This is a genomic window from Streptomyces sp. ADI95-17 (assembly GCF_003846175.1).
GTDB classification, from domain to species: Bacteria; Actinomycetota; Actinomycetes; order Streptomycetales; family Streptomycetaceae; genus Streptomyces; species Streptomyces sanglieri.
In genome coordinates, this window is the sequence record NZ_ML123047.1 from 21,228 (window position 1) to 45,207 (window position 23,980).

Genomic DNA, 23,980 nt, shown 5'->3' on the forward strand with positions numbered 1-23,980 from the left:
GGGGCCGGGCGCGGCGCCGGCCCGCCGCTCCCGGCGACGCGGCAAGCGGCACTGACGGCCCGGAGGAGCCCGCTTGGGCCGGTTGCCGGACCCCCGGGGCTCGGACGGGTGGCATTATCACCCCAAGGGCCCCCACACGGCGCGACACCACCGTGCGCTCAACCGTCGTCCGCTCGTCCGTGCCAGGATCGGCGGTGCGATGACTGCCATGACTGCGACACAGACGCCCCCCGCCTCCCTCCACTCTCCCGTCATCGGGTGGTTCGACCAGCACGCCCGCGATCTGCCCTGGCGCCGCCCCGAAGCGGGCGCCTGGGGTGTGATGGTGAGCGAGTTCATGCTGCAGCAGACCCCCGTGAACCGGGTCCTCCCGGTGTACGAACAGTGGCTGGCCCGCTGGCCCCGCCCCGCCGACCTGGCCGCCGAGCCGCCCGGCGAGGCGGTCCGTGCCTGGGGCCGGCTCGGCTACCCCCGCCGGGCGCTCCGCCTGCACGGGGCCGCGCAGGCCATAACGGAGCGGCACGGCGGCGACGTACCGAGCGAGCACGGTCAGCTGCTCGCACTGCCCGGGATCGGTGAGTACACCGCGGCGGCCGTGGCCTCGTTCGCGTACGGACAGCGGCATGCCGTGCTCGACACCAACGTCCGCCGGGTGTTCGCCCGGGCCGCGTCCGGGATCCAGTACCCGCCGAACGCGACCACCGCCGCCGAGCGCAAGCTCGCCCGCGCGCTCCTCCCCGAGGAGGACGAACGGGCGGCCCGCTGGGCCGCCGCGACGATGGAGCTCGGCGCCCTCGTCTGCACCGCGAAGAACGAGGACTGCAACCGGTGCCCGATCTCCGGGCAGTGCGCCTGGCGGCTGGCCGGGAAGCCCGCCCATCAGGGGCCCCCGCGCCGCGGCCAGACCTACGCCGGAACCGACCGGCAGGTGCGCGGACGGCTGCTCGCCGTGTTGCGCGACGCCATGACACCGGTGCCGCAGTCGGCACTGGACGCGGTGTGGGACGAGCCGGTGCAGCGCGCCCGCGCACTGGACGGCCTGGTCGCCGACGGCCTGGTCGAACCGCTGGCCGGCGGGCAGTACCGGCTGCCGCTGAGCTGAGCTCCGTACCCGCCCCGCTCCCCCGTTGTTACACAACCGATGGACAGCCGTGCGTCGGCGTATGGCTGCTCCGCACAACCCCGTGACAACAGCTCCGTAGCGTCTTCTCCGTCAGCCCGACCGAACGATGGCCGGCGGCGGTTCTACGGGGATCCACGGGGACGGAGGCGGTTGGAATGGCGCACGGCGAGGTGCTCGAATTCGAGGACTACGTACGCACTCGGCACGACGCGCTGCTGCGCAGCGCGCGACGCCTGGTCCCCGACCCGGTGGACGCGCAGGACCTGCTCCAGACCGCCCTGGTCCGTACGTACGGCCGCTGGGACGGCATCGCCGACAAGTCCCTGGCCGACGCCTATCTGCGCCGCGTCATGATCAACACCCGTACCGAGTGGTGGCGGGCCCGCAAGCTGGACGAGGTTCCCACCGAGCAGCTTCCCGACGCGAGCGTCGAGGACGGCACCGAGCAGCGCGCCGACCGCGCCCTGCTGATGGACGTGCTCGGCGTACTGGCTCCGAAGCAGCGCAGCGTCGTCGTGCTGCGACACTGGGAGCAGATGAGTACGGAGGAGACGGCTGCCGCGCTCGGCATGTCGGCCGGTACGGTGAAGAGCACGCTGCACCGTGCGCTGGCACGGCTGCGCCAGGAGCTGGAGAGCCGTGAGGCGGCGAACCGGGAGACCGTGCTCGCCGAGGAGCGGCGCCCGGCCGCCGACCGTGCTCCGGCACGTGCGCGGACGCGGGCGGGCAGGCATATGGACGAACGGGGGCGGGAGCGTTGCGCGGCCTGACAGCCAGCGACGGCGGTGGCGGCGGCGACCGTGGCGGTGGAAGAGACGACGGTGGCCGTGCGGCCACCGTTCGACGTGGCCGGATCCTGACCGGCTGGGCGGCGAGCGCCACGACCCTGGTCGGCCTCGCCGCCTTCGGGCTGCTCACCGTCAGCTGCTCGACCGGCGGTACCGGCACCCGGGACGAGGGCCCGGCCGGCACCCAGCCCGTCGCCCAGGTCACGCCCAGCGGCGAGCCGTCCTCCTCCGCCCGGCCCTCCTCGCGGATCGACCCGGTGACGCTGCTCAAGCGGGACCCCAAGGTCAGCGAGCGGGTCCGGACGGATCTCAAGCCCTGCACCGGCTCCGAGTACCCGGTGGACACCTCGTACGGCACCATGACCGGCGGCCCCTCCCCCGATGTCGTGGTGAACGTGATGACCTGCGGCGATTCGGTGGGCGTGGGCACCTATGTGTACCGTCCGCGAAGCAACGGCTCGTACGAGAACGTGTTCGCCATCGAGCAGCCCGCGGTCTACGGCACCATCGACCGCGGTGATCTGGTGGTCACGACCCAGGTGTACGAGAAGAAGGACTCGGTCGCTTACCCCTCCGGCGAGGAAGTGATCACCTACCGCTGGGCGGGCAACCGGTTCAACGAGCACGACCGGGTGCACAACGACTTCAACCGAGCCGTCGGCAGCGGCGGAGCGGCTCTGCCAGGAGACGCCGAACCGGCGGGGAACTGAGAGCAGTCTGATGGCCGAGACCCACGTCCTGTTCGTCGAGGACGACGATGTCATCCGCGAGGCCACCCAGCTGGCGCTGGAGCGCGACGGCTTCGCGGTCACCGCCATGCCCGACGGCCTGTCGGGGCTGGAGGCGTTCCGGGCCGACCGCCCCGACATCGCCCTGCTCGACGTGATGGTGCCGGGGCTGGACGGGGTCAGCCTCTGCCGGCGGATCCGCGACGAGTCGACCGTGCCCGTGATCATGCTGTCGGCCCGCGCGGACTCGATCGACGTGGTGCTCGGCCTGGAGGCCGGTGCGGACGACTACGTCACCAAGCCCTTCGACGGGGCGGTCCTGGTCGCCCGTATCCGTGCCGTGCTGCGCCGCTTCGGCCATGCCACGGGCGGCCGGCCGGGCATCGGGGAGCCGGAGCCGCAGCCGGTCGGCGGGGTGCTGGTCTTCGGTGATCTGGAGGTCGACACCGAGGGCATGGCGGTTCACCGCGCCGGTGAACAGGTGGCGCTGACCCCGACCGAGATGCGGCTGCTGCTGGAGTTCTCCGCGGCGCCCGGCACGGTGCTCTCCCGGGACAAGCTCCTGGAGCGGGTCTGGGACTACGGATGGGGCGGTGACACCCGGGTCGTGGATGTCCATGTGCAGCGGCTGCGCACCAAGATCGGCCAGGACCGGATCGAGACGGTCCGCGGCTTCGGCTACAAACTCAGGCCATGAAGCGGCCCGCCCTGCGGACCGGAGTCCGCTGGAAGATCAGCATCGCGATCGCGGCGGTCGGCGCGCTGACCGCGGTCGCGCTCAGCTTCGTCGTCCACAACGCGGCCCGGGTCTCGATGCTGGAGAACGCCCGTGAGGTCCAGCTGGAGCGGCTGACGTACGCGCAGCTGTTGTACGAGGCGACGAAGACGAAGAAGACCGACCCCCGGTTCGGCGCCAAGCTCAACGATCCGACGATGCCGCGCAGCCTGCGCACGGAGACCGGCCGCAACCGGCGCGCCACCCATGTCGAGGAGACCGCCAAGGGCGTGCCCGACGTGTGGGCGGCCGTGCCGGTCGGCAACGGCGACGTGCTCTCGCTGCACACCCGGTTCGCCGGCCGCTCCTCCACGATCATGCGCGATCTCGACCGGGCGCTGATCATCGGCTCGGTCTCGGTGGTGTTCGGCGGCTGTGCGCTGGGCGTGCTGATCGGCGGTCAGCTGTCGCGCCGGCTGCGCAAGGCGGCGGCCGCGGCGGGCCGGGTCGCGCAGGGCAACACCGAGGTACGGGTCCGGGAGGCCGTCGGCGGTGTCGTCCAGGACGAGACCGACGAGCTGGCCGGTGCGGTGGACGCGCTGACGGACGCGCTGAACGCGCGGATCGAGGCGGAGCGCCGGGTCACCGCGGACATCGCGCACGAGCTGCGTACGCCGGTGACCGGTCTGCTGACGGCGGCCGAGCTGCTGCCGGACGGCCGCCCCACCGAGCTGGTACGGGACCGGGCGCAGGCGATGCGCACGCTCGTCGAGGACGTGCTGGAGGTGGCCCGGCTGGACAGTGCCTCGGAGCGGGCCGAGCTCCAGGAGATCGCGCTGGGCGAGTTCGTCAGCCGGCGGATCGCGCTGCTGGACCCGGATGTGCGGGTGCGGGTCGTCCACGAGTCCTGGGTCAACACCGATCCGCGCCGGCTGGAACGCATCCTCGGCAATCTGCTGGGCAACGCCGCCAAGCACGGCGCCACCCCGGTGGAGGTCACGGTCGAGGGCCGGGTGGTACGGATCCGCGACCACGGCTCCGGGTTCCCGGCGGCGCTGCTGCGGGAGGGGCCGAGCCGGTTCCGTACCGGGAGCAGTGACCGGGCCGGGCGCGGGCACGGTCTCGGGCTGACCATCGCCGCCGGTCAGGCGCGGGTCCTCGGGGCCCGGCTGACCTTCCGCAACGCGGCGCCGGAAGGGGCGGCGCCGGGGACGAACGGGGCGATCGCGGTGCTGTGGCTGCCCGAGCACGCGCCGACGAACACCGGCAGCTTCCCGATGCTCCAGGTGTCCGAGCAGCGGAGTCCGGACGAGGACGAGGGTGCGAAGGGTACGAAGGGCGCGAAGGCCGCGAAGGCCGGCCGCGGGCGGACCGGCGCCTGAGCCGGATATGACGGGAGGCTCCCGGGGCGCGCCCCGGGAGCCTCCTTCGTACACCGCTGTGGATCAGACGGACTCGGCCTGCTTGGTGGCCGGGCCCGCGCCGCGCAGCGGCACCTCCTTGACGAAGACCGAGGCGAACAGGGCGATCAGCCCGGCCACGACGCCCACCAGGAACGCGATGTGCGTGCCGGACGACACCGCGAACTGGTAGGCCTCACGCGCCGCATCCGGCAGCTTCGCCAGGCTCGCCGCGTCCAGCTGAGCGGACTTCTCGGTGGCCGCGCCGCCGCCGCGGGCCGCCATCTCGTCCTGCACCCGCCCGGTGAACAGCGCGCCCATGATCGCGACGCCGAAGGAGCTGCCGAGCGTACGGAAGAGGGTCGTCGCGGAGGAGGCGACGCCCATGTCCTTCATCTCGACGCTGTTCTGCGCGACGAGCATCGTGATCTGCATCAGGAAGCCCATGCCCGCGCCGAGCACCGCCATGTAGATGCCGGAGGTGAACCGCGTGGTGTCGACGTCCATCTGCGAGAGCAGGAACAGCCCGGTCGCCATCAGTACTGAGCCCACCACGGGGAAGACCTTGTACTTGCCGGTGCTGGTGGTGACCCGGCCCGCGACGAGCGAGACGACCATCATCGACAGCAGCATCGGCAGGAGCAGCAGACCCGAGTTGGTCGCCGAGGCACCCTGGACGGACTGCTGGTACAGGGGCAGGAAGAGCACCGCACCGAACATCACGAAGCCGGACATGAAGCCGACGACGGACATCAGGGTGAAGTTGCGGTTCTGGAAGATGTGCAGCGGAATGATCGGTTCTGCTGCCTTCGTCTCGACGAAGAGGAAGCCGACGAGCGAGGCGACACCGATCGCGGAGAGCTCCATGATCATGGCGGAGTTCCAGTCGTACTCCGTGCCGCCCCAGGTGGTCACCAGGACGATCGCGGTGATGCCGAGGGTCAGCAGCCCGGCGCCGAGGTAGTCGACCTTGGCCTGGGCGGCCCTGCGCTTCGGCAGGTGCAGCACGATGGTGACCATGGCGAGGGCGACCGCGCCCAGCGGCAGGTTTATGTAGAAGCTCCAGCGCCAGCCGAGGTGGTCGGTGATGGTGCCACCGACCAGCGGTCCGCCGATCATGGCGACGGCCATGACGCCGGCCATCATGCCCTGGTACTTACCGCGCTCGCGGGGCGGTACGAGGTCGCCGATGATCGCCATGACGCCGACCATCAGGCCGCCCGCGCCGAGTCCCTGGACCGCCCGGAAGCCGATCAGCTGGCCCATGTCCTGGGCCATTCCGCTCAGCACCGAGCCGATCAGGAAGATCACGATGGACGTGAGGAAGATGCCCTTGCGCCCGTACATGTCGCCGAGCTTGCCCCAGATGGGGGTGGAGGCCGCGGTGGCCAGGGTGTACGCGGTGACGACCCAGGACAGGTGCTCCAGGCCGCCGAGGTCGCCGACGATGGTCGGCATGGCCGTACCGACGATCAGGTTGTCCAGCATGGCCAGCAGCATCGTGATCATCAGTGCGAGCATCACCACCCGGACACTGCGCTGCGGCGTCTCGGGTTTCTCCGCCGGACGGTCGGCGACGGCCGCCTTCCCGCCGGCCGCCTTCTTCAGATCGGACATTGGTCCCCACTCCCCTGATCCCCTGTGCGGGCCGGACACTTACTTGCCGCCCGGCTAGTAACTACACTGGGGAAAGTAGACCCCCAACTAGCCGGGCGTCAAGTAAGTTTGTAGCAAAGGAGAGCTTCATGGGGAGCACGCCGCAGCAGCGCCGTGGAAACACGCGCCAGCGCATTCAGGACGTCGCTCTGGAGCTCTTCGCCGAACAGGGCTACGAGAAGACCTCGCTCCGCGAGATCGCCGAGCGGCTGGAAGTCACCAAGGCGGCGCTGTACTACCACTTCAAGACCAAGGAAGACATCCTGGTCAGCATCTTCGAGGACCTCAACCGCCCGGTCGAGGAGCTGCTCGCCTGGGGCAGGGAACAGCCGCGCACCCTGGAGACGAAGAAGGAGATCCTCGTCCGCTACAGCGCCGCCCTGGCCGCCGCCGCCCCGCTGTTCCGCTTCATGCAGGAGAACCAGGCGGCCGTACGCGACCTCAGCATCGGGAAGACCGTCAAGGAACGCGTCATGGGTCTGGTCGACCTGTTCATGGAGCCCGACGCCTCGCTGGCCGATCAGGTGCGCTGCTCCACCGCGCTCTTCACGCTGCACGCCGGCATGTTCACCATCAAGGACCTCGAAGGCGACCCCGAGGAGAAGCGCAAGGCCGTCCTCGAAGTCGCCTTCGAACTGGTCACCCGGGCACACCGCGTGGAATCCGCCGGGTAGCGGGACCGTCCCGGCCGGATCGGACCGAGACGCCCCTCTTGTACAGGGTCAGACCGAGACGCCCTTCTTGTGCAGGAAGCCGACCGGGTTGACCGCGGAGCCGTAGTCGGCGGTGTGCCGGATCTCGAAGTGCAGGTGCGGGCCGCTGGAGTTGCCGGTGTTGCCGGAGAGCGCGATCTTCTCGCCCGTCTTCACGGCCTCGCCGATCCGCACCTCGATCTTCGACAGGTGGGCGTACTGCGAGTACGTGCCGTCGGCGTGCTTGATCACCACGGCGTTGCCGTACGCGGGACCGTCGCCGCCGCCGTTGGGGCCGGCCTTCACCACGGTGCCGGCGTGCGCGGCCTCGACCTTGGTGCCGATCGGCACGGCGAAGTCCTGGCCGGAGTGCTTGTGGGCCCAGCGGCTGCCGTCGTTGCCGAAGCTCGCGCTCAGCTCGTAGCGGCTGACCGGGGCCTCCCAGCCGTGTGCCTTCTTCAGAGCGGCCTTCTTCGCCGCGGCCGCCTTCTTGATCGCCGCCGCCTTCTTGGCCGCGGTCTTCTCGGCGACCTTGCCCTGTACGGCTGCCTGCCGGGCGACCGAGTCGGCCGTGCCGGCGTCGATCAGGTTCACCGAATCCGGGGCGCCCGCGGTGCCGGCCGCGAACGCAGCGCCCGCACCGAGAACCATCGACGTCCCCAGACCGGCCGCCACGACGGCGCCACGGACACGGGACAGGGACGGGCGGCGGGAGTGCTGGAACGAAACGCGCTTCGACATATGCGGAGAACCTCCGGAGATGACTGGACCCGGCGCTTCGACCGGGCTGGCCATCCCTTGGTAACCCGCGCCCCGGCCATTGCTCAAACACCCCATCTACGAACAAAAGCCGTATCCGACGGCTCGGGAATTCGCCGCGACGGGTTTACGCCGACCCACTCCCGAACCCGTCGAAACTCTTGTTCCGGCCAGGTTTAACCCCAGTTCCAAACCGCTCGAACCGGACAGATCCCGGCGATCCAGGCATCGACCACTCCCGCACCGAAAGCCCCCTCCACCACGGGGCCGAAGGTCCCCGCCACGATCACGACACCCCCTCCTACCGCCCCTAGTAGGCCCGGAACGGGCTGTGCGCCTTGTCACCGCCGGCGGCCCCAGGGCTGTCCGTTTCAGGACCTTCGGCCTGTGCGCTGGCTAGGCTGATCCGACGACCACTCCGGGGGGGGCAGGCCATGGCCACTGACGGCGCAGGGACCAGCGACATGGACGGCATCGAGCTCGCCGATGCCGTCGAGTCGATCCGCAACCAGCTCATCGACGCCGCGGGCCGTGCCACCGGCCGCCCCGTGGCCTTCGAGGTCGGTGACATCCAGATGGAGTTCACCCTCGAACTCCGCAAGGAGATCAAGGGCGGCGGCAAGGTCAAGGCCTGGGTGGTCGAGGCGGGCGCCGACGCCTCCCGTGCGACCGGGCGCACCCACAAGGTCGCGTTCACCCTGAAACCGCGTGACGCCGCTACCGGCGGCCCCTGGCAGATCGGCCACGAGGACCCGGGCAGCACCGCTCACTTCGGCGGCGGGGCGCCCCGGCCGTGAGCACCGCGCCGCCCGCCGCACCCGCGGCACGCACGGTCGTCGTCCTCGGCGCCGGAACGGTCCAGGGCAGCGGCACCCTGCTCACCGACCGGCTCGTGCTGACCTGCGCCCATGTGGTCAAGGGCGGCGGCCGGGCCACCGTCGCCCACCCGCGCCTGCCGGGCCACCGGGCGGCGACGGTCGCCTGGATCGACCACGACCTCGACGCCGCCCTCCTGCTGACCGCCGACCCGGTGCTCCCGTACGCCCCGGTACGGCTCGGCGTCCTCCACGCCGAGCAGGCGCTCTCCGGCTGCGAGATCACCGGCTTCCCCGACATCCAGCGGTACGGCCCCGATGGGCGCCTGGAGGCCGACCAGTACACGGCCACCGCCCTGCCGATGGCCGGGCACCTGCGCGGACTGCTGGTCTGCGAGCTGGACGGCCCGCCACCGCCGGGAAGCGACCTGGAGCCCCCGTCGCTGCGCGGCATGTCCGGCGGCCCGGTCTTCGCCGGGAACATCCTCATCGGCATCGCCCGGCAGATCCCCCGGCAGCGCGGCGGCCGGCGCGTGGAGTGCGTACCGCTCGCCCCGCTCGTCGCCTCGCAGCCGTTCGAGCTGGTCTACCGGCAGACCGGCACGGCACTGCGCCACGAGCGGGTGCACGGCCGCTTCCCCAGGGACGCGCGGTACGAGGAGGAGTACGCGACGGCGCTCGGGGCCGCGTACCGCCGTACGAAGATCTTCGGCCTCGACGAGCTGGGCCGGCGCGACTCCGAATGGGACCTGGACACCGCGTACCTGAGCCTGGAGGCCCAGCAGAACCACGGGCGCACGGAGCTGCCGCCCACCCGGATCGACGCCCTGCTCCCCGACCGCCCCCGGGTACTGCTGCGCGGCGAGGCCGGCGCCGGCAAGACCACGCTGCTGTGGTGGCTGGCCGCCCACGCCTCGGCCGGCACGCTGGGCGCGGCGCTGGCCCCGCTCAACGGCCTGGTCCCGTTCGTCGTGCCGCTGCGCACCCTGCGCGCCGAGGGCGGCACGTTCCCCGCCCCCGCGCAGCTGCCCGACGCGGCCCGGCTGGTGATCGACGCGGCCCCCGAGGGCTGGGTCGGCCGGGTGCTGGAGTCCGGCCGGGCGCTGCTGCTGGTCGACGGTCTGGACGAGGTCCCGCAGGAAGACCGGGAGCAGGCCCACCAGTGGCTGTCCCGGCTCCTCGACCGGTACCCGGACATCCGCTGCGTGGCCACGGTGCGCCCGCTGGCCGTCGAGCCGGGCTGGCTGGACTCCCAGGACTTCGAGGAGCTGCGGCTGCTGCCGATGGAGGACCGGGACATCGATGCCTTCGTCGCCGCCTGGCACCGGGCCGCCCGGCTGGACGACGACGACCACGAGACGCTCGGCCGGCTGGAACGGGATCTGGTCCAGCAGTTCGCCCAGAACCCGGCCCTGCGCGATCTGGCCCGTACGCCACTGCTCTGCGCGGTGATCTGCGCCCTGCACCGCCGACGCCAGGGCCTCCTGCCGGAGACCCGCTGGAGTCTGTACGACTCGGCCCTCACCATGCTGCTCGGCGACCGCGACAAGCAGCGCCGGATCGAGGCCCCCGAGGGCATCACGATGAACGTGGAGGAGCAGGCCCAGCTCCTCCAGCGGATCGCGATCTGGCTGGTCCGCGGCGGCCAGTCGGAGCTGCACCGCTCAGCGGCACTGCGCCAGCTGGAACGCGCCCTGCCCGGCATGGAGCGGCTGCGCGGCCAGGGCTCGCCCGAGGCGATCCTGACCCATCTGCTGAACCGCAGCGGAGTCCTCCAGGAACGCGCCGACGACATCTACCAGTTCGCCCACCGCACCTTCCAGGACTTCCTCGCCGCGAAGGAGTTCGTCGAGGGCGACCAGCTGAACGAACTGCTGGGCCGGGCGGGCTCCCAGCAGTGGTACGACGTCATCCTGCTGTCGGCCGGCCACTGCGGCCGCCGCGAACACCCCGTACTGGTCAACGGCCTGCTGGACGCGCGGCCCGGCCCCGCCGACACCGTCACCCGGGACGAGATCACCGTCCTGGCCGCCCTCTGCGCCCAGCACGCGACCTGGCTGGACGGGACGACCCGGGACAGGGTCAACTCGGCCGTCGCGGCGCTGTTCCCACCGAAGGACGACGGGTACGTACGGCTGCTTGCCCGCCTCGGTCCGGCCGCCCTGGCCCATCTGCCCGACCCGGCCCAGGTCTCCGGCAGGGGGCAGGCTGGCCTGTTCATCGACCTGATCAGTGAAATCGGCGGGGCGGAGGCCGTACCGCACGCCCGCCGCTGGGCACTCGCCCACCCGGATCACAGCCACCTGTTCGAGGCGTACTGGAACAGGTACCCGGCACGGGCATACGCCCAGCAGGTCCTTGCCGCCTGCGATCTGACGCACGACGCCCTGCAGATCGACGCCCCGGAGAAGCTGGCGGCACTGCGCGACCTGCCGTCCGCCACGAACCTGGAGATCGCCGGGACCCTCGCTGCCGCCGAACTCCACGCCGCCCTGCGCGACGGTCCATGGACCGGACTGGCCTTCCTGCGGAACCCCTGCCTGACCGACCTCTCGTTCCTGACGGACTGCGCCGAGCAGCTGGAGTCCCTGTCCCTGAGCGACTGTCCTGGCGTACGGGACCTGGGCCCGCTCACCGGGCTCCCCTCGCTGAAGGCGGTCGAGCTCGACATGAGCCACCTCCCCGGCAGTGCGTTGGCCACCACGGCTTCGGGAGCGCTGCACTCCCTGTGGCTCAGTCGCCTGACGGCCGAACGGCTCTCCCAGCTGCCCGCCCACCCCGAGCTGAACACACTGACCATCGAGCATGCAGCCTCGCTGGAGGTGGACTCGCTCGACGGCTGGACGAACCTGCGCCGGCTCGGGCTGGGAACCCGCACCCCGGTCCGACCGCTGCTCGCCGCTCTCCGGCGGGCTCCGCAGGTGAACCACCTCACCCTGCCCCTGTCGTCCGCGACGGAGCTCACCGGGGAACAACCCGTGCCTTCCCTCGGCAGCCTGGACCTCTACCTCGACACCGATGTGCTCGAATTGGAACAGATCCCCCGGGTCTTCCCCTCTCTGGAGCGAGTGGTGATCGTTTCGCCCAGGCATGTCGACCGCATCGACATTTCCCCGATCCGGGCGATGCCCAACTGCGAGGTGTCGGCCGGCCCCGCAGCGGTCGCGGGCGACGACCCACTCCACTGACCCCTCGACACAGCGAAAGGGGCTGCCCCGGACCGTTTCGCACGGTTCCGGGGCAGCCCCTTCACTTCTGTTCAGGCGCTCGGGGGCGTCCTCACACGTCCTTCGACATGTTCGGGCCCGCGCCGCCTGCCGCCTGCTCGATCGGCGGGACGTCGGGCAGTGCCGACTTCTCCTCGCCGCGGAAGGTGAAGGTCTTCTCCTCACCCTCGCCCTCGGTGCCGACGACCACGATGTGACCGGGGCGCAGCTCACCGAAGAGGATCTTCTCGGAGAGGATGTCCTCGATCTCGCGCTGGATCGTCCGGCGCAGCGGCCGGGCGCCCATCACGGGGTCATAGCCCTTCTTGGCGAGCAGCGTCTTGGCGTCACCGCTGAGCTCGATGCCCATGTCGCGGTCCTTCAGACGCTCGTCCACCTTGGCGATCATCAGGTCGACGATCTGGATGATGTCTTCCTCGCTGAGCTGGTGGAAGACGACCGTGTCGTCGACACGGTTGAGGAACTCGGGCCGGAAGTGCTGCTTGAGCTCCTCGTTGACCTTGTTCTTCATCCGCTCGTAGCCGGTCTTGACGTCGCCCTGGGCGGCGAAGCCCAGGTTGAAGCCCTTCGAGATGTCCCGCGTCCCGAGGTTGGTCGTCATGATGATGACCGTGTTCTTGAAGTCCACGACCCGGCCCTGGGAGTCGGTCAGACGACCGTCTTCCAGAATCTGGAGCAGGGAATTGAAGATATCGGGGTGGGCCTTCTCGACCTCGTCGAAGAGGACGACGGAGAACGGCTTGCGGCGCACCTTCTCGGTGAGCTGGCCACCCTCTTCGTAACCCACGTAACCGGGGGGCGAACCGAAGAGGCGGGAAACCGTGTGCTTCTCGCTGAACTCCGACATGTCGAGGGAAATCAGCGCGTCCTCGTCGCCGAAGAGGAATTCGGCGAGCGTCTTGGAGAGCTCCGTCTTACCGACACCGGACGGACCGGCGAAGATGAACGAGCCACCGGGGCGCTTCGGGTCCTTCAGGCCGGCCCGCGTACGGCGGATCGCCTGCGAGAGGGCCTTGATGGCGTCCTTCTGCCCGATGACGCGCTTGTGGAGCTCGTCCTCCATGCGCAGCAGACGGGAGGACTCCTCCTCCGTCAGCTTGAAGACCGGGATGCCGGTGGCGGTGGCCAGGACCTCGGCGATCAGCTCGCCGTCGACCTCGGCCACGACGTCCATGTCGCCGGCCTTCCACTCCTTCTCGCGCTTGGTCTTCGCGGCGAGGAGCTGCTTCTCCTTGTCGCGCAGGGACGCGGCCTTCTCGAAGTCCTGCGAGTCGATCGCGGACTCCTTGTCGCGGCGGACGCCGGCGATCTTCTCGTCGAACTCGCGGAGGTCCGGCGGCGCGGTCATCCGGCGGATGCGCATCCGGGAACCGGCCTCGTCGATCAGGTCGATCGCCTTGTCCGGCAGGAAGCGGTCCGAGATGTACCGGTCGGCCAGCGTCGCGGCCTGGACCAGCGCCTCGTCCGTGATGGAGACGCGGTGGTGGGCCTCGTAGCGGTCGCGCAGACCCTTGAGGATCTCGATGGTGTGCGGCAGCGACGGCTCCGCGACCTGGATGGGCTGGAAGCGGCGCTCCAGCGCGGCGTCCTTCTCCAGGTGCTTGCGGTACTCGTCGAGCGTGGTGGCACCGATGGTCTGGAGCTCACCGCGGGCCAGCATCGGCTTGAGGATGCTGGCGGCGTCGATCGCGCCCTCGGCGGCACCCGCACCCACGAGGGTGTGGAGCTCGTCGATGAACAGGATGATGTCGCCGCGGGTGCGGATCTCCTTGAGGACCTTCTTCAGGCGCTCCTCGAAGTCACCGCGGTAGCGGGAGCCGGCGACCAGCGCGCCGAGGTCGAGGGTGTAGAGGTGCTTGTCCTTGAGGGTCTCGGGCACCTCGCCCTTGACGATGGCCTGCGCCAGTCCTTCGACGACCGCCGTCTTGCCGACGCCGGGCTCGCCGATGAGAACCGGGTTGTTCTTGGTGCGGCGGGACAGCACCTGCATGACCCGCTCGATCTCCTTCTCGCGCCCGATGACCGGGTCGAGCTTGGATTCGCGAGCGGCCTGGGTGAGGTTCCGGCCGAACTGGTCGAGCACCAGGGACGTGGAGGGCGTGCCTTCCGCGGGGCCGCCCGCGGTCGCCGCCTCCTTGCTGCCCGAGTACCCGGAGAGCAGCTGGATGACCTGCTGCCGCACCCGGTTCAGGTCGGCGCCCAGCTTCACGAGGACCTGGGCGGCGACGCCCTCGCCCTCGCGGATCAGGCCGAGCAGGATGTGCTCGGTGCCGATGTAGTTGTGGCCGAGCTGAAGGGCCTCGCGGAGCGACAGCTCCAGGACCTTCTTGGCCCGGGGCGTGAAGGGGATGTGCCCGGACGGGGCCTGCTGGCCCTGGCCGATGATCTCCTCCACCTGCTGGCGGACCGCCTCGAGCGAAATCCCGAGGCTCTCCAGGGCCTTAGCGGCGACACCCTCACCCTCGTGGATAAGGCCCAGGAGGATGTGCTCGGTGCCGATGTAGTTGTGGTTGAGCATCCGGGCTTCTTCCTGAGCCAGGACGACAACCCGCCGCGCGCGGTCGGTGAACCTCTCGAACATCGTTAATCGCTCCTCAGAGCGGTCAGGCAGTAAGGGGTCGGTCCCCTCCCTGTCCTTCCGCAGCTTAGTCCCGCAAGCGGGGACCGCTCATTCCAACTGCCGACACCGTCCTTGGCCTCCTGCCCCGAACGCCGACAACTTCTCCAACCCGATGGTGCGAGACGATGTTCCCGCAGGCCAGGCAGATACCCCTTTCGCCAGTACGCCGATGGCGAACGTGAGATGCCCGAACCTGCGTGTCGCCCCTCCCCACTAGGGATGTCTTACCCGCAATTACAGACAGTCCATGCGGCGCGCACCGGTTCCCTCCGCTACGGGCGAACATATTGACGCTCCCGAATACGCCCCTACACGCCCATCCCGGACACATCGCGCACCCGCCCGCGGACTCTGCGTAACCCCGGGGGCGTCCGGGCCGTTCTTCCGGCATGGCCATCACCGTCCCGTACCCCGCGCCATCGGTCACCGGCGAGCGGGAGAGCGGCGACTGTGCCCGCTGGGCGCAGTGGTACGAACGCGAACTCGGCTGGGCGACGGCGGGGACCGCACCGGTGCGGTTGCTGACCGGGCTGCGGTTCGACGTGCTCCAGGTTCCCGCGGCCGCCGGTCACGCGGCGCTGCGGCGGCTGGACCGCACGGGGCCCGTGGCGCTGTCGGGGGCGCGGATGAGCCTGCTGGTCGCGGTGGGGAGCGCCGACGAACTTCCCGGGCTGCTCGACTGGCTGGAGTGGGGCGGTGTCGCCCTCTCGCTGACCGCCATCGGCGCGGGCGGCCGGATCACCGCACCGGTGCCGCCCGGACGGATGGCGGGCCGGCCGGGGACCGCTGCATGGCTGCGGCCCCCCGGGCTTCGACACGAGGAAGGGTCGGAATTCCCGGCCCTCGCCGGCCTCGGGAGCAGGGGTGGGGGTGCTCCCGATCTCGTACGGCTGGTGGACGCGGTGGCTACGGAATGCCACCGGGCCCGGTTGATGCGTGCCCGAACGGGGCCGTCGACGGATGGGTCGACAGCTCAGCCGTTGGCCTTCTCGTAAAGGTCACGGATCTCCGCGGGTACACGGCCACGGTCATTCACATTGTGGCCGTTCTCGCGGGCCCACTTACGGATCTCGGCAGTGTCCTTGTTGCCACCCGCAACGGCGCGACCCTTGCCACGGCCGGACGCGGCGCGGCCACCCGTACGCCGGCCACCCTTGGTGTACGGCTCAAGAAGACCACGGAGCTTGTCCGCGTTGCTCGTCGTGAGGTCAATCTCGTACGTCTTGCCATCGAGAGCGAACGTGACCGTCTCGTCCGCCTCGCCGCCGTCGAGGTCATCGACAAGAAGGACCTGAACCTTCTGTGCCACTGGATTCCCTTTCATCGAAAATGCAGTACGCGGAAAGGAAACCGCTTTTCCCCGGAAAACACAAACCCCCGGGAGAGGTTCAGGATCGCGGGAACGCGGGAAACATGCGCGATTCGGACATAGGGCTCCGGTTTCTTGTGACAGCCACAGATCACGGTCACAGATCGCGGTCACAGATGCAGAAGCATCCGGCTGTTGCCCAAGGTGTTCGGCTTCACTCGTTCGAGACCCAGGAACTCTGCTACACCCTCGTCATAGGAACGCAGCAGCTCACTGTAGACATCTCCGTCGACCGGTGTCTCTCCGATCTCCACGAAGCCGTGCTTCGCGAAGAAGTCGACTTCGAAGGTGAGACAGAAAACCCGTCGCACGCCCAGCCAGCGGGCGGTCTGCAACAACTTGTCCAGCACTTGATGGCCGGCTCCGGCCCCCCTGATGCTGTGGTCGACGGCGAGAGTACGTACTTCGGCGAGGTCTTCCCACATCACGTGCAGTGCGCCGCAGCCGATGACCCGGGCGTCCTCGTCGCGTTCCGCGATCCAGAACTCCTGGATGTCCTCGTAAAGCGTCACGGTCGCTTTGTCGAGCAGGATGCCTTCGCGTACGTACCCGTCGAGGAGACGGCGGACCGATGCCACATCGCTGGTCCTGGCCCGTCGGACTGTGATGGCCGTGTTTATGGCCGGCGGTTCGGTACGGGAATCGGCATGCGGAAGCTCTGAGGACATACCCCGACGCTATCGCCCGGCCTCCGGGCCCGCCCCATCGGCCGGATCTTCGGCCGCTTCGCCGGTTGCTTCGTCGCTTGCCGCGCCGACGGGCTCGCCGGCCGGTTCGCCGGACTGCGGCTCGGAGGTCGCGGAGAGGTTGGGCTGAACGATCCGCATGGCGTCCTGGAGGGCTTCGCGCTGCTCGGCGGACATCATGCCGAAGAAGGCGACAAGAGCGGCCGCCGGGTTGTCACTGCGCGACCAGGCTTCGTTCATCAGTGCGGCCGAGTAGGCGGCGCGAGTGGAGACCGCCGTATATCTATATGCGCGGCCGTCGACTTCCCTGCGCACCCAGCCCTTCTGATGGAGATTGTCCATTACCGTCATGACGGTGGTGTAGGCGATGGAGCGTTCCTGCTGAAGGTCCTCAAGGACTTCCCGCACGGTGACCGGACGGTTCCATTGCCAGACCCGTGTCATCACGGCGTCTTCCAGATCTCCCAATTGGCGGGGCACAATGTCACTTTAGTGCCACATGCCTTGAATGACCGGTTTATTGATCAGGCAAAAGGGCGCACGGCTCCTCGGGAGCCGTGCGCCCTTCGTGTACTGCGGGGTGCCGGATCAGGCGCCGTCGGCGCGCGGGGCCTGCTGGACCGACTCGGCGCGACCGATCGCCAGATCCACGGCCGCGTCCTCCTTGGCCTTGTTGGGACCGCCCTGGCTCTTGACGATCGTCACGACGAGACCGATGAAGAAGACGGCCATCACCACGGGGGGAACGAGCGCGGATACGTAGTCCATGCCGTCCAGAGTAGCGAGGCCGGTACGGGCCCTCGCGCCACCCCTCCGCTATCCCGCGGCGCGCTGCTGCGGCGGCGGGACCGGGCGGCGGCGGGGCGGGAAGACCTCCGAGGGCTTCGGCGCGGGGCGTCCGGCCGGGCGAGTGGGCCGGGCGGGTTCCGCCGGGGCCTTGGGCCGTTCGGGTTCCGCTTCGGCGGCCCGGCCACCGGGCAGGGCGAGCAGCCTGCTGCGCGGCGCGGGGGCCTTCGCCGGCACGGCGCGTCCGGCGAGGCGGGCGCGTACCGACCGCTCGGCGAGCACCTGACAGCGCTCCAGGAGCGCCGCGGCCACCGGCCTGTGGCGCAGCGCCCGCAGTGCGGCGAGGTCGTCGGGGCCGGGGTCGTATCCGCCCGCCAGAGCGTCCTGGAGCAGTTCCAGGTAGCCGCTGACGGAGCCGGGGAGGGCGTTGCGGTAGCGGACGAGGTCGGCGAGGAGGAACGCGCGCAGCCGTCCCGCCTCGCCGACCGCCTCGTCCACGGCGCCGGCCAGCCGCAGGCAGTCCTGGACGTCCTCGTCCGGCAGGGGCATGGGGTGGAGGGCGATGGCGAGGGTGCGTCGGAGCACACGCAGCTCGTCCGCGCTGAACGCCATGCCGCCGCGTGATCCGTATGGCGTGGGCATGAAGCGACAATACGTGCTAAATGGACAAAATCGGCTTAACTGGCCGTCGGCGGCGCGGCGGCGGGCCCCGCCGCCGCGAGCCGTTCCCGCAGGTACGGCCCGTGTCCGCTACATCCGGGACACGTTCCGCTCGTACACCAGGCGCAGTCCGATCAGGGTGAGCCAGGGCTCGTGCTCGTCGATCACGGAGGACTCCCCCAACACCATCGGCGCAAGGCCGCCCGTCGCGATGACGGTGACGTCCTCCGGGTCGGCCGCCAGCTCCTTCTTCATCCGGGCCACGACGCCGTCGACCTGGCCGGCGAAGCCGTAGATGATGCCCGACTGCATCGCCTCGACCGTGTTCTTGCCGATCACGCTGCGCGGCCGGGCCAGCTCGATCTTGCGCAGCTGGGCGCCCTTGACGCCGAGCGCCTCGACCGAGATCTCGATGCCGGGGGCGATGACACCGCCGGTGTACTCGCCCCGGGCGGAGACCGCGTCGAAGGTGGTGGCCGTGCCGAAGTCGACGACGATCGCCGGACCGCCGTACAGGTCGGCGGCTGCGGCCGCGTTGATGATGCGGTCCGTGCCGACCTCCTTCGGGTTGTCCATCAGGATCGGCACCCCGGTCTTGATGCCCGGCTCGACGAGGACCGCGGGGACGTCGCCGTAGTAGCGGCGGGTCACCTCGCGCAGCTCGTGCAGGACGGCCGGGACCGTGGAGCAGATCGCGATGCCCTCGATGCCGTCGCCCAGCTCCATGCCGAGCAGCGGGTGCATGCCCATCAGGCCCTGGAGCAGCACGGCCAGCTCGTCGGCGGTGCGGCGGGCGTCGGTGGAGATCCGCCAGTGCTCGACGATCTCCTCGCCGTCGAACAGGCCGAGGACGGTGTGGGTGTTGCCGACGTCGATGGTGAGCAGCATCAGGCGCCGGCCCCGTCGGTGTCGCGGAAGTCCAGGCCGATGTCGAGGATCGGCGAGGAGTGGGTGAGCGCGCCGACGGCCAGGTAGTCGACGCCCGCCTCGGCGTAGGCGCGGGCGGAGTCCAGGGACAGCCGGCCCGAGGACTCCAGGACCGCGCGGCCGCCGACGAGCGCGACCGCCTCGGCGGTCTGGATCGGGGTGAAGTTGTCCAGCAGGATCAGGTCGGCGCCCGCGTCGAGCACCTCGCGGACCTGCTGGAGGGTGTCGACCTCGACCTCGATCGGTACGTCCGGGAACTCGTCCCGTACCCGCTTGAAGGCCTCGGCGACCCCGCCCGCGGCGATGACGTGGTTGTCCTTGACCAGCGCCGCGTCCGACAGCGACATCCGGTGGTTGACGCCGCCGCCGCAGCGCACCGCGTACTTCTCCATGGCGCGCAGGCCCGGGGTGGTCTTGCGGGTGTCGCGGACCTTGGCCCCGGTGCCTTCGAGCACGTCGGCCCAGGCGCGGGTGGCGGTCGCGATGCCGGAGAGCCGGCACAGCAGGTTGAGCGCGCCGCGCTCGCCGGTGAGCAGGTCGCGGGTGCGGGTGGTGACGGTCAGCAGCTTCTGGCCGGGGGCGACCCGGTCGCCGTCCTCGACGTGCCGCTCGACCGCGAACTCATCCGTGCAGACGATGGACAGGACGGCCTCGGCGATGCGCAGACCGGCCACGACGCCCGCCTCGCGGGCGGTGAAGTCACCGGTGGCCACGGCGTCCTCGGCGACGGTCGCGACGGTGGTGACGTCCACCCCGCCGTCCAGGTCCTCCGCGATGGCGACGTGCGCGACGTCCTCGACCTGGACCGGGTCCAGGCCCGCGTCGGCGAGGAGCTGGGCGAGGGCCGGGTCGAGGCCGCACTCCAGCGCGTCGAGCTCGTAGTCCCCGCCGCAGCCGCAGCCGTCCCCGCAGCCTCCCTCGGACGGTGCGGGCGCGCCGATCCGGACCAGCGGTACGTCCACGGGTGTGGGGCGCGGATTCTCTTCGGGCGTGCTCACGGTTACGGCTCCTCGGTGACGTCGGCGGGGTGGGTGGGGGGTGCTGCTGCGCAGTCTGGTGCCTGCGCGGGGCCTACGGGCCCGAATGCCTCGGTCTCCGTCCGACGGAGGACGGGACGGCGCTCCGGGGTGAGCCGTACGACGAGGTGGCGGCGCCAGTTCTCGTCGTCGCGTTCGGGCCGGTCCTCGCGCCAGTGGCAGCCGCGGGTCTCCTCGCGCTGCCGGGCGGCGGCGACCAGGACGCGCGAGACGAGCAGCAGGTTGGTGACCTCCCACGCCTCGACGCCGGGCACCGCGACCTTGGGCTCGTCCGCCTCCACGGCCAGCGCGGCGCTGTTGTGCAGGGCCTCCAGCTCGTCGGCGGCGGTGGCCAGGCTCTCCGCGGAGCGCAGCACTCCGGCGCCCCGGGTCATGATCCGCTGGATCGTGGACCGGGCCTCCGGGGCGATCAGCGGGGACGGCGCGCGGTGGTCGCCGGCTTCGGCGGGGCCCGCGCCGGGCCGCTCCTCGACGATGTCCGCCGCGATGCGCTCGGCGAAGACGAGGCCCTCCAGGAGGGAGTTGGACGCCAGCCGGTTCGCGCCGTGCACACCGGTGCAGGCGACCTCGCCGCAGGCGTACAGGCCGGGCACCGTGGTACGTCCGCGCAGGTCGGTGCGGATGCCGCCGGAGGCGTAGTGCGCGGCGGGGGCGACCGGGATCGGTTCGGTGATCGGGTCGATGCCGTGGGCCCGGCAGGCCGCCAGGATCGTGGGGAAGCGCTGCTCCCACATCTCGGCGCCGAAGTGGCGGGCGTCGAGGTACATGTGCCCGGTGCCGTGCAGTTCCATCTGCCGGGTGATGGCCTTGGCGACGATGTCGCGCGGGGCCAGCTCGGCCAGCTCGTGCTGCCCCAGCATGAAGCGGGTGCCGGACGCGTCGACGAGATGGGCGCCCTCGCCCCGCACCGCCTCCGACACCAGCGGCTGCTGGCCCTCGGAGCCGGCGCCGAGGAAGAGGACCGTCGGGTGGAACTGGACGAATTCCAGGTCGGAGACCTCGGCCCCGGCGCGCAGCGCCAGCGCCACGCCGTCGCCGGTGGAGACCGCCGGGTTGGTGGTGGCGGAGAACACCTGGCCCATGCCGCCGGTGGCCAGGACCACCGCGGGGGCGCGGACCGCGCCGACGCCGTCGTGCTGGCCCTCGCCCATGACGTGCAGCGTGACGCCCGCGGTACGCCCTTCGGCGTCGGTGAGGAGGTCCAGGACGAGCGCGTTCTCCACGGTGTGCAGGGCGGCCTCGCGGACCGCCTCGACCAGGGCCCGGGAGATCTCGGCGCCCGTGGCGTCGCCGCCCGCGTGGGCGATGCGGCGGCGGTGGTGGCCGCCCTCACGGGTCAGCGCGATGTCGCCGCTGTCCGTGGTGTCGAAGTGGGCGCCGGTCCCGATCAGCCGGCGTACGGCGCCGGGGCCCTCGGTGACCAGCATCCGGACCGCCGCCTCGTCGCACAGGCCGGCGCCCGCGACCAGGGTGTCGTCCAGGTGCTGCTCGGGGGTGTCGCCCTCGCCGAGGGCGGCCGCGATGCCGCCCTGCGCCCAGCGGGTGGAGCCGTCGTCGAGCCGGGCCTTGGTGACGACGACGGTGGCGAGGCCGGCGGCCGCGCAGCGCAGTGCGGTGGTGAGACCGGCCACGCCGGAGCCGACCACCACGACGTCGGCGTCGATGGACCAGCCGGGGGCGGGGGCGGTCAGCCGTATTCCGGTCACGTGGTGGCTCCGAAGGTCAGCGGGATGTTGTCGATGAGGCGGGTCTTGCCGACCCGCGCGGCGACGGCGAGGATCGCCTCGCCGGTGGTGCGGTCGTCGGGGACCTCGGTGAAGTCGGCCGGGTCCACCAGCGCCAGGTAGTCCAGGACGAGCGGGGGCTGTGCCGCCGCCGCGTCGTCGAGGATCAGCAGCGCGGCGGCCCGTACCGCCGAGGGCCCGTCGACCGGGCGGGCCAGGGCCACCGCCTGGGTGTCGGCGGCGGCGCGGGCCTCGCCGAGCGCGGTGAGCGCGGCGGCCCGGCCGGTGGTGGCCGAGGTGGTCTGTGCGCGGGCGTGCAGCGCCTGCTGGGCGGCGAGCCGGTCGCGGGCGGCGAACAGGGCCTTGGACAGGGCGAGGGCGGTGTGCCGCTCCTCGGCGTCCAGGAAGCGGTTGCGGCTGGAGAGCGCGAGGCCGTCCGGCTCGCGGACCGTCTCCACGCCGGCGATCTCCACCGGGAAGTTCAGATCGCGCACCATGCGGCGGATCAGCGCCAGCTGCTGGGCGTCCTTCTGCCCGAAGAACGCGACGTCGGGGCGGGTGAGGTGGAGGAGCTTGGCGACGACGGTGAGCATGCCGTCGAAGTGTCCGGGGCGCGATGCCCCTTCGAGCCGCTCGCCCATGGGCCCGGCCGAGATCCGGACCTGCGGTTCGCCGCCGGGGTAGACCTCGTCGACGGACGGCGCGAAGACCGCGTCCGCCCCGGCGGCGGCCGCCACGGCGAGGTCGGCGTCGAGTGTGCGGGGGTAGCGGTCCAGGTCGGCGGCCTCGCCGAACTGGAGCGGGTTGACGAAGACGGTGACGACCACCTGGCCGTCGGGGCCCGCCGCCGCGCGGGCGGCGCGGATCAGGGTGGCGTGGCCCTCGTGCAGGGCGCCCATGGTCATGACGACGGCCCGCGTCCCCTTGAGCGCGGCGGACGCGCCGAGCTCGGCGGCGGTACGGAGCAGGGCGGCCGCGGGCGGGGCGGTGGGGCGGGGGGTGCCGGGCGTGGTGCCGGGGCGGGGCGTGCCGGGCGTGCCGGGCGTGTCGGCGGGGGAAGCGTCGGACGTGCCGGAGCGGGAGGCGTCGGGCGTACCCGGGCGGGGGGTGCCGGTCGTGTCGGTCATCGGGGCTCCTGTGATCCGGTGCCGTCCGTGGTGCCGGGGCCGGTGCCGTCGGCCAGGACCCCGAGCAGGTCCTCGGCCAGCTCCGGCTTGAGCATGCCGTGGGCGAGGGCGCGGTCGGCGGTGGCGCGGGCCATCGCGACGTATCCGGCCACGGTCTGCGGGGCGTGCCTGCGCAGCTCGCCGATGTGCGCGGCGACCGTGCCCGCGTCACCGCGGGCCACCGGGCCGGTCAGCGCGGCGTCGCCGGAGCGCAGGGCGTTGTCGAGGGCGGCGCCGAGGAGGGGGCCGAGCATCCGGTCGGGGGCGGTGACCCCGGCCGTACGCAGCAGCTCCATCGACTGGGCGACCAGGGTGACCAGGTGGTTCGCGCCCAGCGCCAGCGCCGCGTGGTAGAGCGGACGGGACTCCTCGGCGATCCACTCGGGCTCGCCGCCCATCTCGATGACCAGCGCCTCGGCGGCCAGCCGCAGCTCCTCGGGGGCGGTCACGCCGAAGGAGCAGCCGGCCAGCCGCTGGACGTCGACGGAGGTGCCGGTGAACGTCATCGCGGGGTGCAGCGCGAGCGGGAGTGCACCTGCCCGCCGCGCCGGGTCCAGGACCCGTGTCCCGTACCGCCCCGAGGTGTGGACGAGCAGCTGTCCCGGCCGCACCGCGCCGGTCTCGGCGAGGCCCTCCACCAGCCCGGGCAGGGCGTCGTCCGGGACGGTCAGCAGCACCAGCTCGGCGCGCGCGAGGACCTCGGCGGGCGGCACCAGCGGTACGTCGGGCAGCAGTGCGGCGGCCCGGCGCACGGACGCGTCGGAGACACCGGAGACGGCGACCGGCCGGTGCCCGGCGAGCTGGAGCGACGCGGCGAGAGCGGGGCCGACACGGCCCGCGCCCACGACGCCGACCGTGAGGCGGGCGGGGCGGTCCCTCGCTTCGAGGGGGTCATGGGGGGCTGTTGCATTCACGCGGCGGCGGCCTTCCGTTCCAGTCCGCGGGGGGTACCGGACGATTTCTCTGCATGCTACGCCAGCGTTTCGTCCGGGCCCCCGGCTGTCCACAGCCTGTGGGAAAAGTCCGGGCGGGGGCGCGCGGCCCCGGGCCGGGAGCGCCCGTAAATCGTGCGGGTCCGGGCCGCACGCTGCGTGATGATCGT

General features: G+C 71.3%; 22 protein-coding genes. 9 read left to right on the plus strand and 13 right to left on the minus strand.

Annotated features, from left to right (window positions below; genetic code table 11):
- The first annotated feature begins 199 nt into the window (after window positions 1–199).
- The 5 genes from EES42_RS18995 (at window position 200) to cseC (ending at window position 4,736) form a co-directional block, all read left to right on the plus strand.
- On the plus strand, window positions 200–1,102 hold the full coding sequence (locus EES42_RS18995; RefSeq protein WP_124719462.1) for an HhH-GPD family protein: 903 nt from the start codon (window positions 200–202) through the stop codon (window positions 1,100–1,102).
- 176 nt (window positions 1,103–1,278) lie between these two features.
- Window positions 1,279–1,893 carry a SigE family RNA polymerase sigma factor gene (locus tag EES42_RS19000; RefSeq protein ID WP_124719463.1) on the plus strand — a complete coding sequence of 205 codons (615 nt, stop codon included), beginning with the start codon at window positions 1,279–1,281 and terminating at the stop codon, window positions 1,891–1,893.
- An 83-nt stretch (window positions 1,894–1,976) separates the two neighbouring features.
- On the plus strand, window positions 1,977–2,621 hold the full coding sequence (locus EES42_RS19005; protein WP_241196520.1) for a hypothetical protein: 645 nt from the start codon (window positions 1,977–1,979) through the stop codon (window positions 2,619–2,621).
- A gap of 10 nt (window positions 2,622–2,631) precedes the next feature.
- The gene (cseB, locus tag EES42_RS19010) at window positions 2,632–3,336 is read left to right on the plus strand and encodes a two-component system response regulator CseB (protein WP_124719464.1); all 705 of its coding nucleotides are present in this window, start codon (window positions 2,632–2,634) and stop codon (window positions 3,334–3,336) included.
- A complete protein-coding gene (cseC, locus tag EES42_RS19015; protein WP_124719465.1) occupies window positions 3,333–4,736 on the plus strand; it encodes a two-component system sensor histidine kinase CseC in 1,404 nt (467 codons plus the stop codon). Before cseB ends, cseC begins: the two co-directional genes overlap by 4 nt.
- A 63-nt stretch (window positions 4,737–4,799) precedes the next feature.
- Here cseC and EES42_RS19020 read toward each other — a convergent pair whose 3' ends face one another.
- On the minus strand, window positions 4,800–6,371 hold the full coding sequence (locus EES42_RS19020) for an MDR family MFS transporter (protein WP_124719466.1): 1,572 nt from the start codon (window positions 6,369–6,371) through the stop codon (window positions 4,800–4,802).
- Window positions 6,372–6,499: 128 nt separating this feature from the next.
- On the opposite strand from EES42_RS19020, the gene EES42_RS19025 reads away from it, so the two are divergent.
- Window positions 6,500–7,084: a TetR/AcrR family transcriptional regulator gene (locus tag EES42_RS19025; RefSeq protein WP_124719467.1), complete on the plus strand. Its 585-nt coding sequence runs from the start codon at window positions 6,500–6,502 to the stop codon at window positions 7,082–7,084.
- A 48-nt stretch (window positions 7,085–7,132) separates the two neighbouring features.
- Here the strand turns inward: EES42_RS19025 and EES42_RS19030 are convergent, their stop codons facing one another.
- On the minus strand, window positions 7,133–7,843 hold the full coding sequence (locus EES42_RS19030; RefSeq protein ID WP_124719468.1) for a M23 family metallopeptidase: 711 nt from the start codon (window positions 7,841–7,843) through the stop codon (window positions 7,133–7,135).
- A gap of 452 nt (window positions 7,844–8,295) precedes the next feature.
- On the opposite strand from EES42_RS19030, the gene EES42_RS19035 reads away from it, so the two are divergent.
- Both EES42_RS19035 and EES42_RS19040 read left to right on the plus strand, forming a co-directional pair.
- Window positions 8,296–8,658, plus strand: coding sequence for a trypco2 family protein (locus tag EES42_RS19035; protein WP_124719469.1), 363 nt, complete (start codon window positions 8,296–8,298; stop codon window positions 8,656–8,658).
- Window positions 8,655–11,864 carry a serine protease gene (locus EES42_RS19040; protein ID WP_241196468.1) on the plus strand — a complete coding sequence of 1,070 codons (3,210 nt, stop codon included), beginning with the start codon at window positions 8,655–8,657 and terminating at the stop codon, window positions 11,862–11,864. The genes EES42_RS19035 and EES42_RS19040 overlap by 4 nt, the downstream gene beginning before the upstream one ends.
- A gap of 91 nt (window positions 11,865–11,955) precedes the next feature.
- Here the strand turns inward: EES42_RS19040 and EES42_RS19045 are convergent, their stop codons facing one another.
- Window positions 11,956–14,484 (minus strand): ATP-dependent Clp protease ATP-binding subunit, encoded by a 2,529-nt coding sequence (locus EES42_RS19045; protein WP_124719470.1) that lies wholly within the window; start codon window positions 14,482–14,484, stop codon window positions 11,956–11,958.
- Between the two features lie 428 nt (window positions 14,485–14,912).
- Here EES42_RS19045 and EES42_RS19055 point away from each other — a divergent pair, with 428 nt between their 5' ends.
- Window positions 14,913–15,518: an SCO3374 family protein gene (locus EES42_RS19055; RefSeq protein WP_124719471.1), complete on the plus strand. Its 606-nt coding sequence runs from the start codon at window positions 14,913–14,915 to the stop codon at window positions 15,516–15,518.
- On the opposite strand, the gene EES42_RS19060 is transcribed toward EES42_RS19055, so the two are convergent.
- From EES42_RS19060 to EES42_RS19105, 10 genes are all read right to left on the minus strand, one after another.
- Complete coding sequence (locus EES42_RS19060; RefSeq protein ID WP_124719472.1) at window positions 15,497–15,832, minus strand: histone-like nucleoid-structuring protein Lsr2; 336 nt, start codon at window positions 15,830–15,832, stop codon at window positions 15,497–15,499. The genes EES42_RS19055 and EES42_RS19060 overlap by 22 nt on opposite strands.
- Before the next feature lie 170 nt (window positions 15,833–16,002).
- Complete coding sequence (locus EES42_RS19065) at window positions 16,003–16,560, minus strand: amino-acid N-acetyltransferase (protein ID WP_124719473.1); 558 nt, start codon at window positions 16,558–16,560, stop codon at window positions 16,003–16,005.
- Window positions 16,561–16,569: 9 nt separating this feature from the next.
- Window positions 16,570–17,058: a BlaI/MecI/CopY family transcriptional regulator gene (locus tag EES42_RS19070; RefSeq protein WP_124719474.1), complete on the minus strand. Its 489-nt coding sequence runs from the start codon at window positions 17,056–17,058 to the stop codon at window positions 16,570–16,572.
- Between the two features lie 108 nt (window positions 17,059–17,166).
- Entirely contained in the window at window positions 17,167–17,346 is a 180-nt protein-coding gene (locus EES42_RS19075) for a hypothetical protein (RefSeq protein ID WP_124719475.1), read from the minus strand.
- A gap of 48 nt (window positions 17,347–17,394) precedes the next feature.
- On the minus strand, window positions 17,395–17,976 hold the full coding sequence (locus EES42_RS19080; protein ID WP_124720128.1) for a hypothetical protein: 582 nt from the start codon (window positions 17,974–17,976) through the stop codon (window positions 17,395–17,397).
- Window positions 17,977–18,114: 138 nt separating this feature from the next.
- A complete protein-coding gene (locus EES42_RS19085) occupies window positions 18,115–18,912 on the minus strand; it encodes a type III pantothenate kinase (RefSeq protein ID WP_124719476.1) in 798 nt (265 codons plus the stop codon).
- Window positions 18,912–19,949 (minus strand): carboxylating nicotinate-nucleotide diphosphorylase, encoded by a 1,038-nt coding sequence (gene nadC, locus EES42_RS19090; RefSeq protein WP_124719477.1) that lies wholly within the window; start codon window positions 19,947–19,949, stop codon window positions 18,912–18,914. Before nadC ends, EES42_RS19085 begins: the two co-directional genes overlap by 1 nt.
- A gap of 2 nt (window positions 19,950–19,951) precedes the next feature.
- On the minus strand, window positions 19,952–21,694 hold the full coding sequence (locus EES42_RS19095; RefSeq protein WP_124719478.1) for an L-aspartate oxidase: 1,743 nt from the start codon (window positions 21,692–21,694) through the stop codon (window positions 19,952–19,954).
- Window positions 21,691–22,839 carry a pantoate--beta-alanine ligase gene (gene panC, locus EES42_RS19100; protein WP_124719479.1) on the minus strand — a complete coding sequence of 383 codons (1,149 nt, stop codon included), beginning with the start codon at window positions 22,837–22,839 and terminating at the stop codon, window positions 21,691–21,693. Before panC ends, EES42_RS19095 begins: the two co-directional genes overlap by 4 nt.
- Window positions 22,836–23,792, minus strand: coding sequence for a Rossmann-like and DUF2520 domain-containing protein (locus tag EES42_RS19105; RefSeq protein WP_124719480.1), 957 nt, complete (start codon window positions 23,790–23,792; stop codon window positions 22,836–22,838). The genes panC and EES42_RS19105 overlap by 4 nt, the downstream gene beginning before the upstream one ends.
- Window positions 23,793–23,980: the final 188 nt, after the last annotated feature.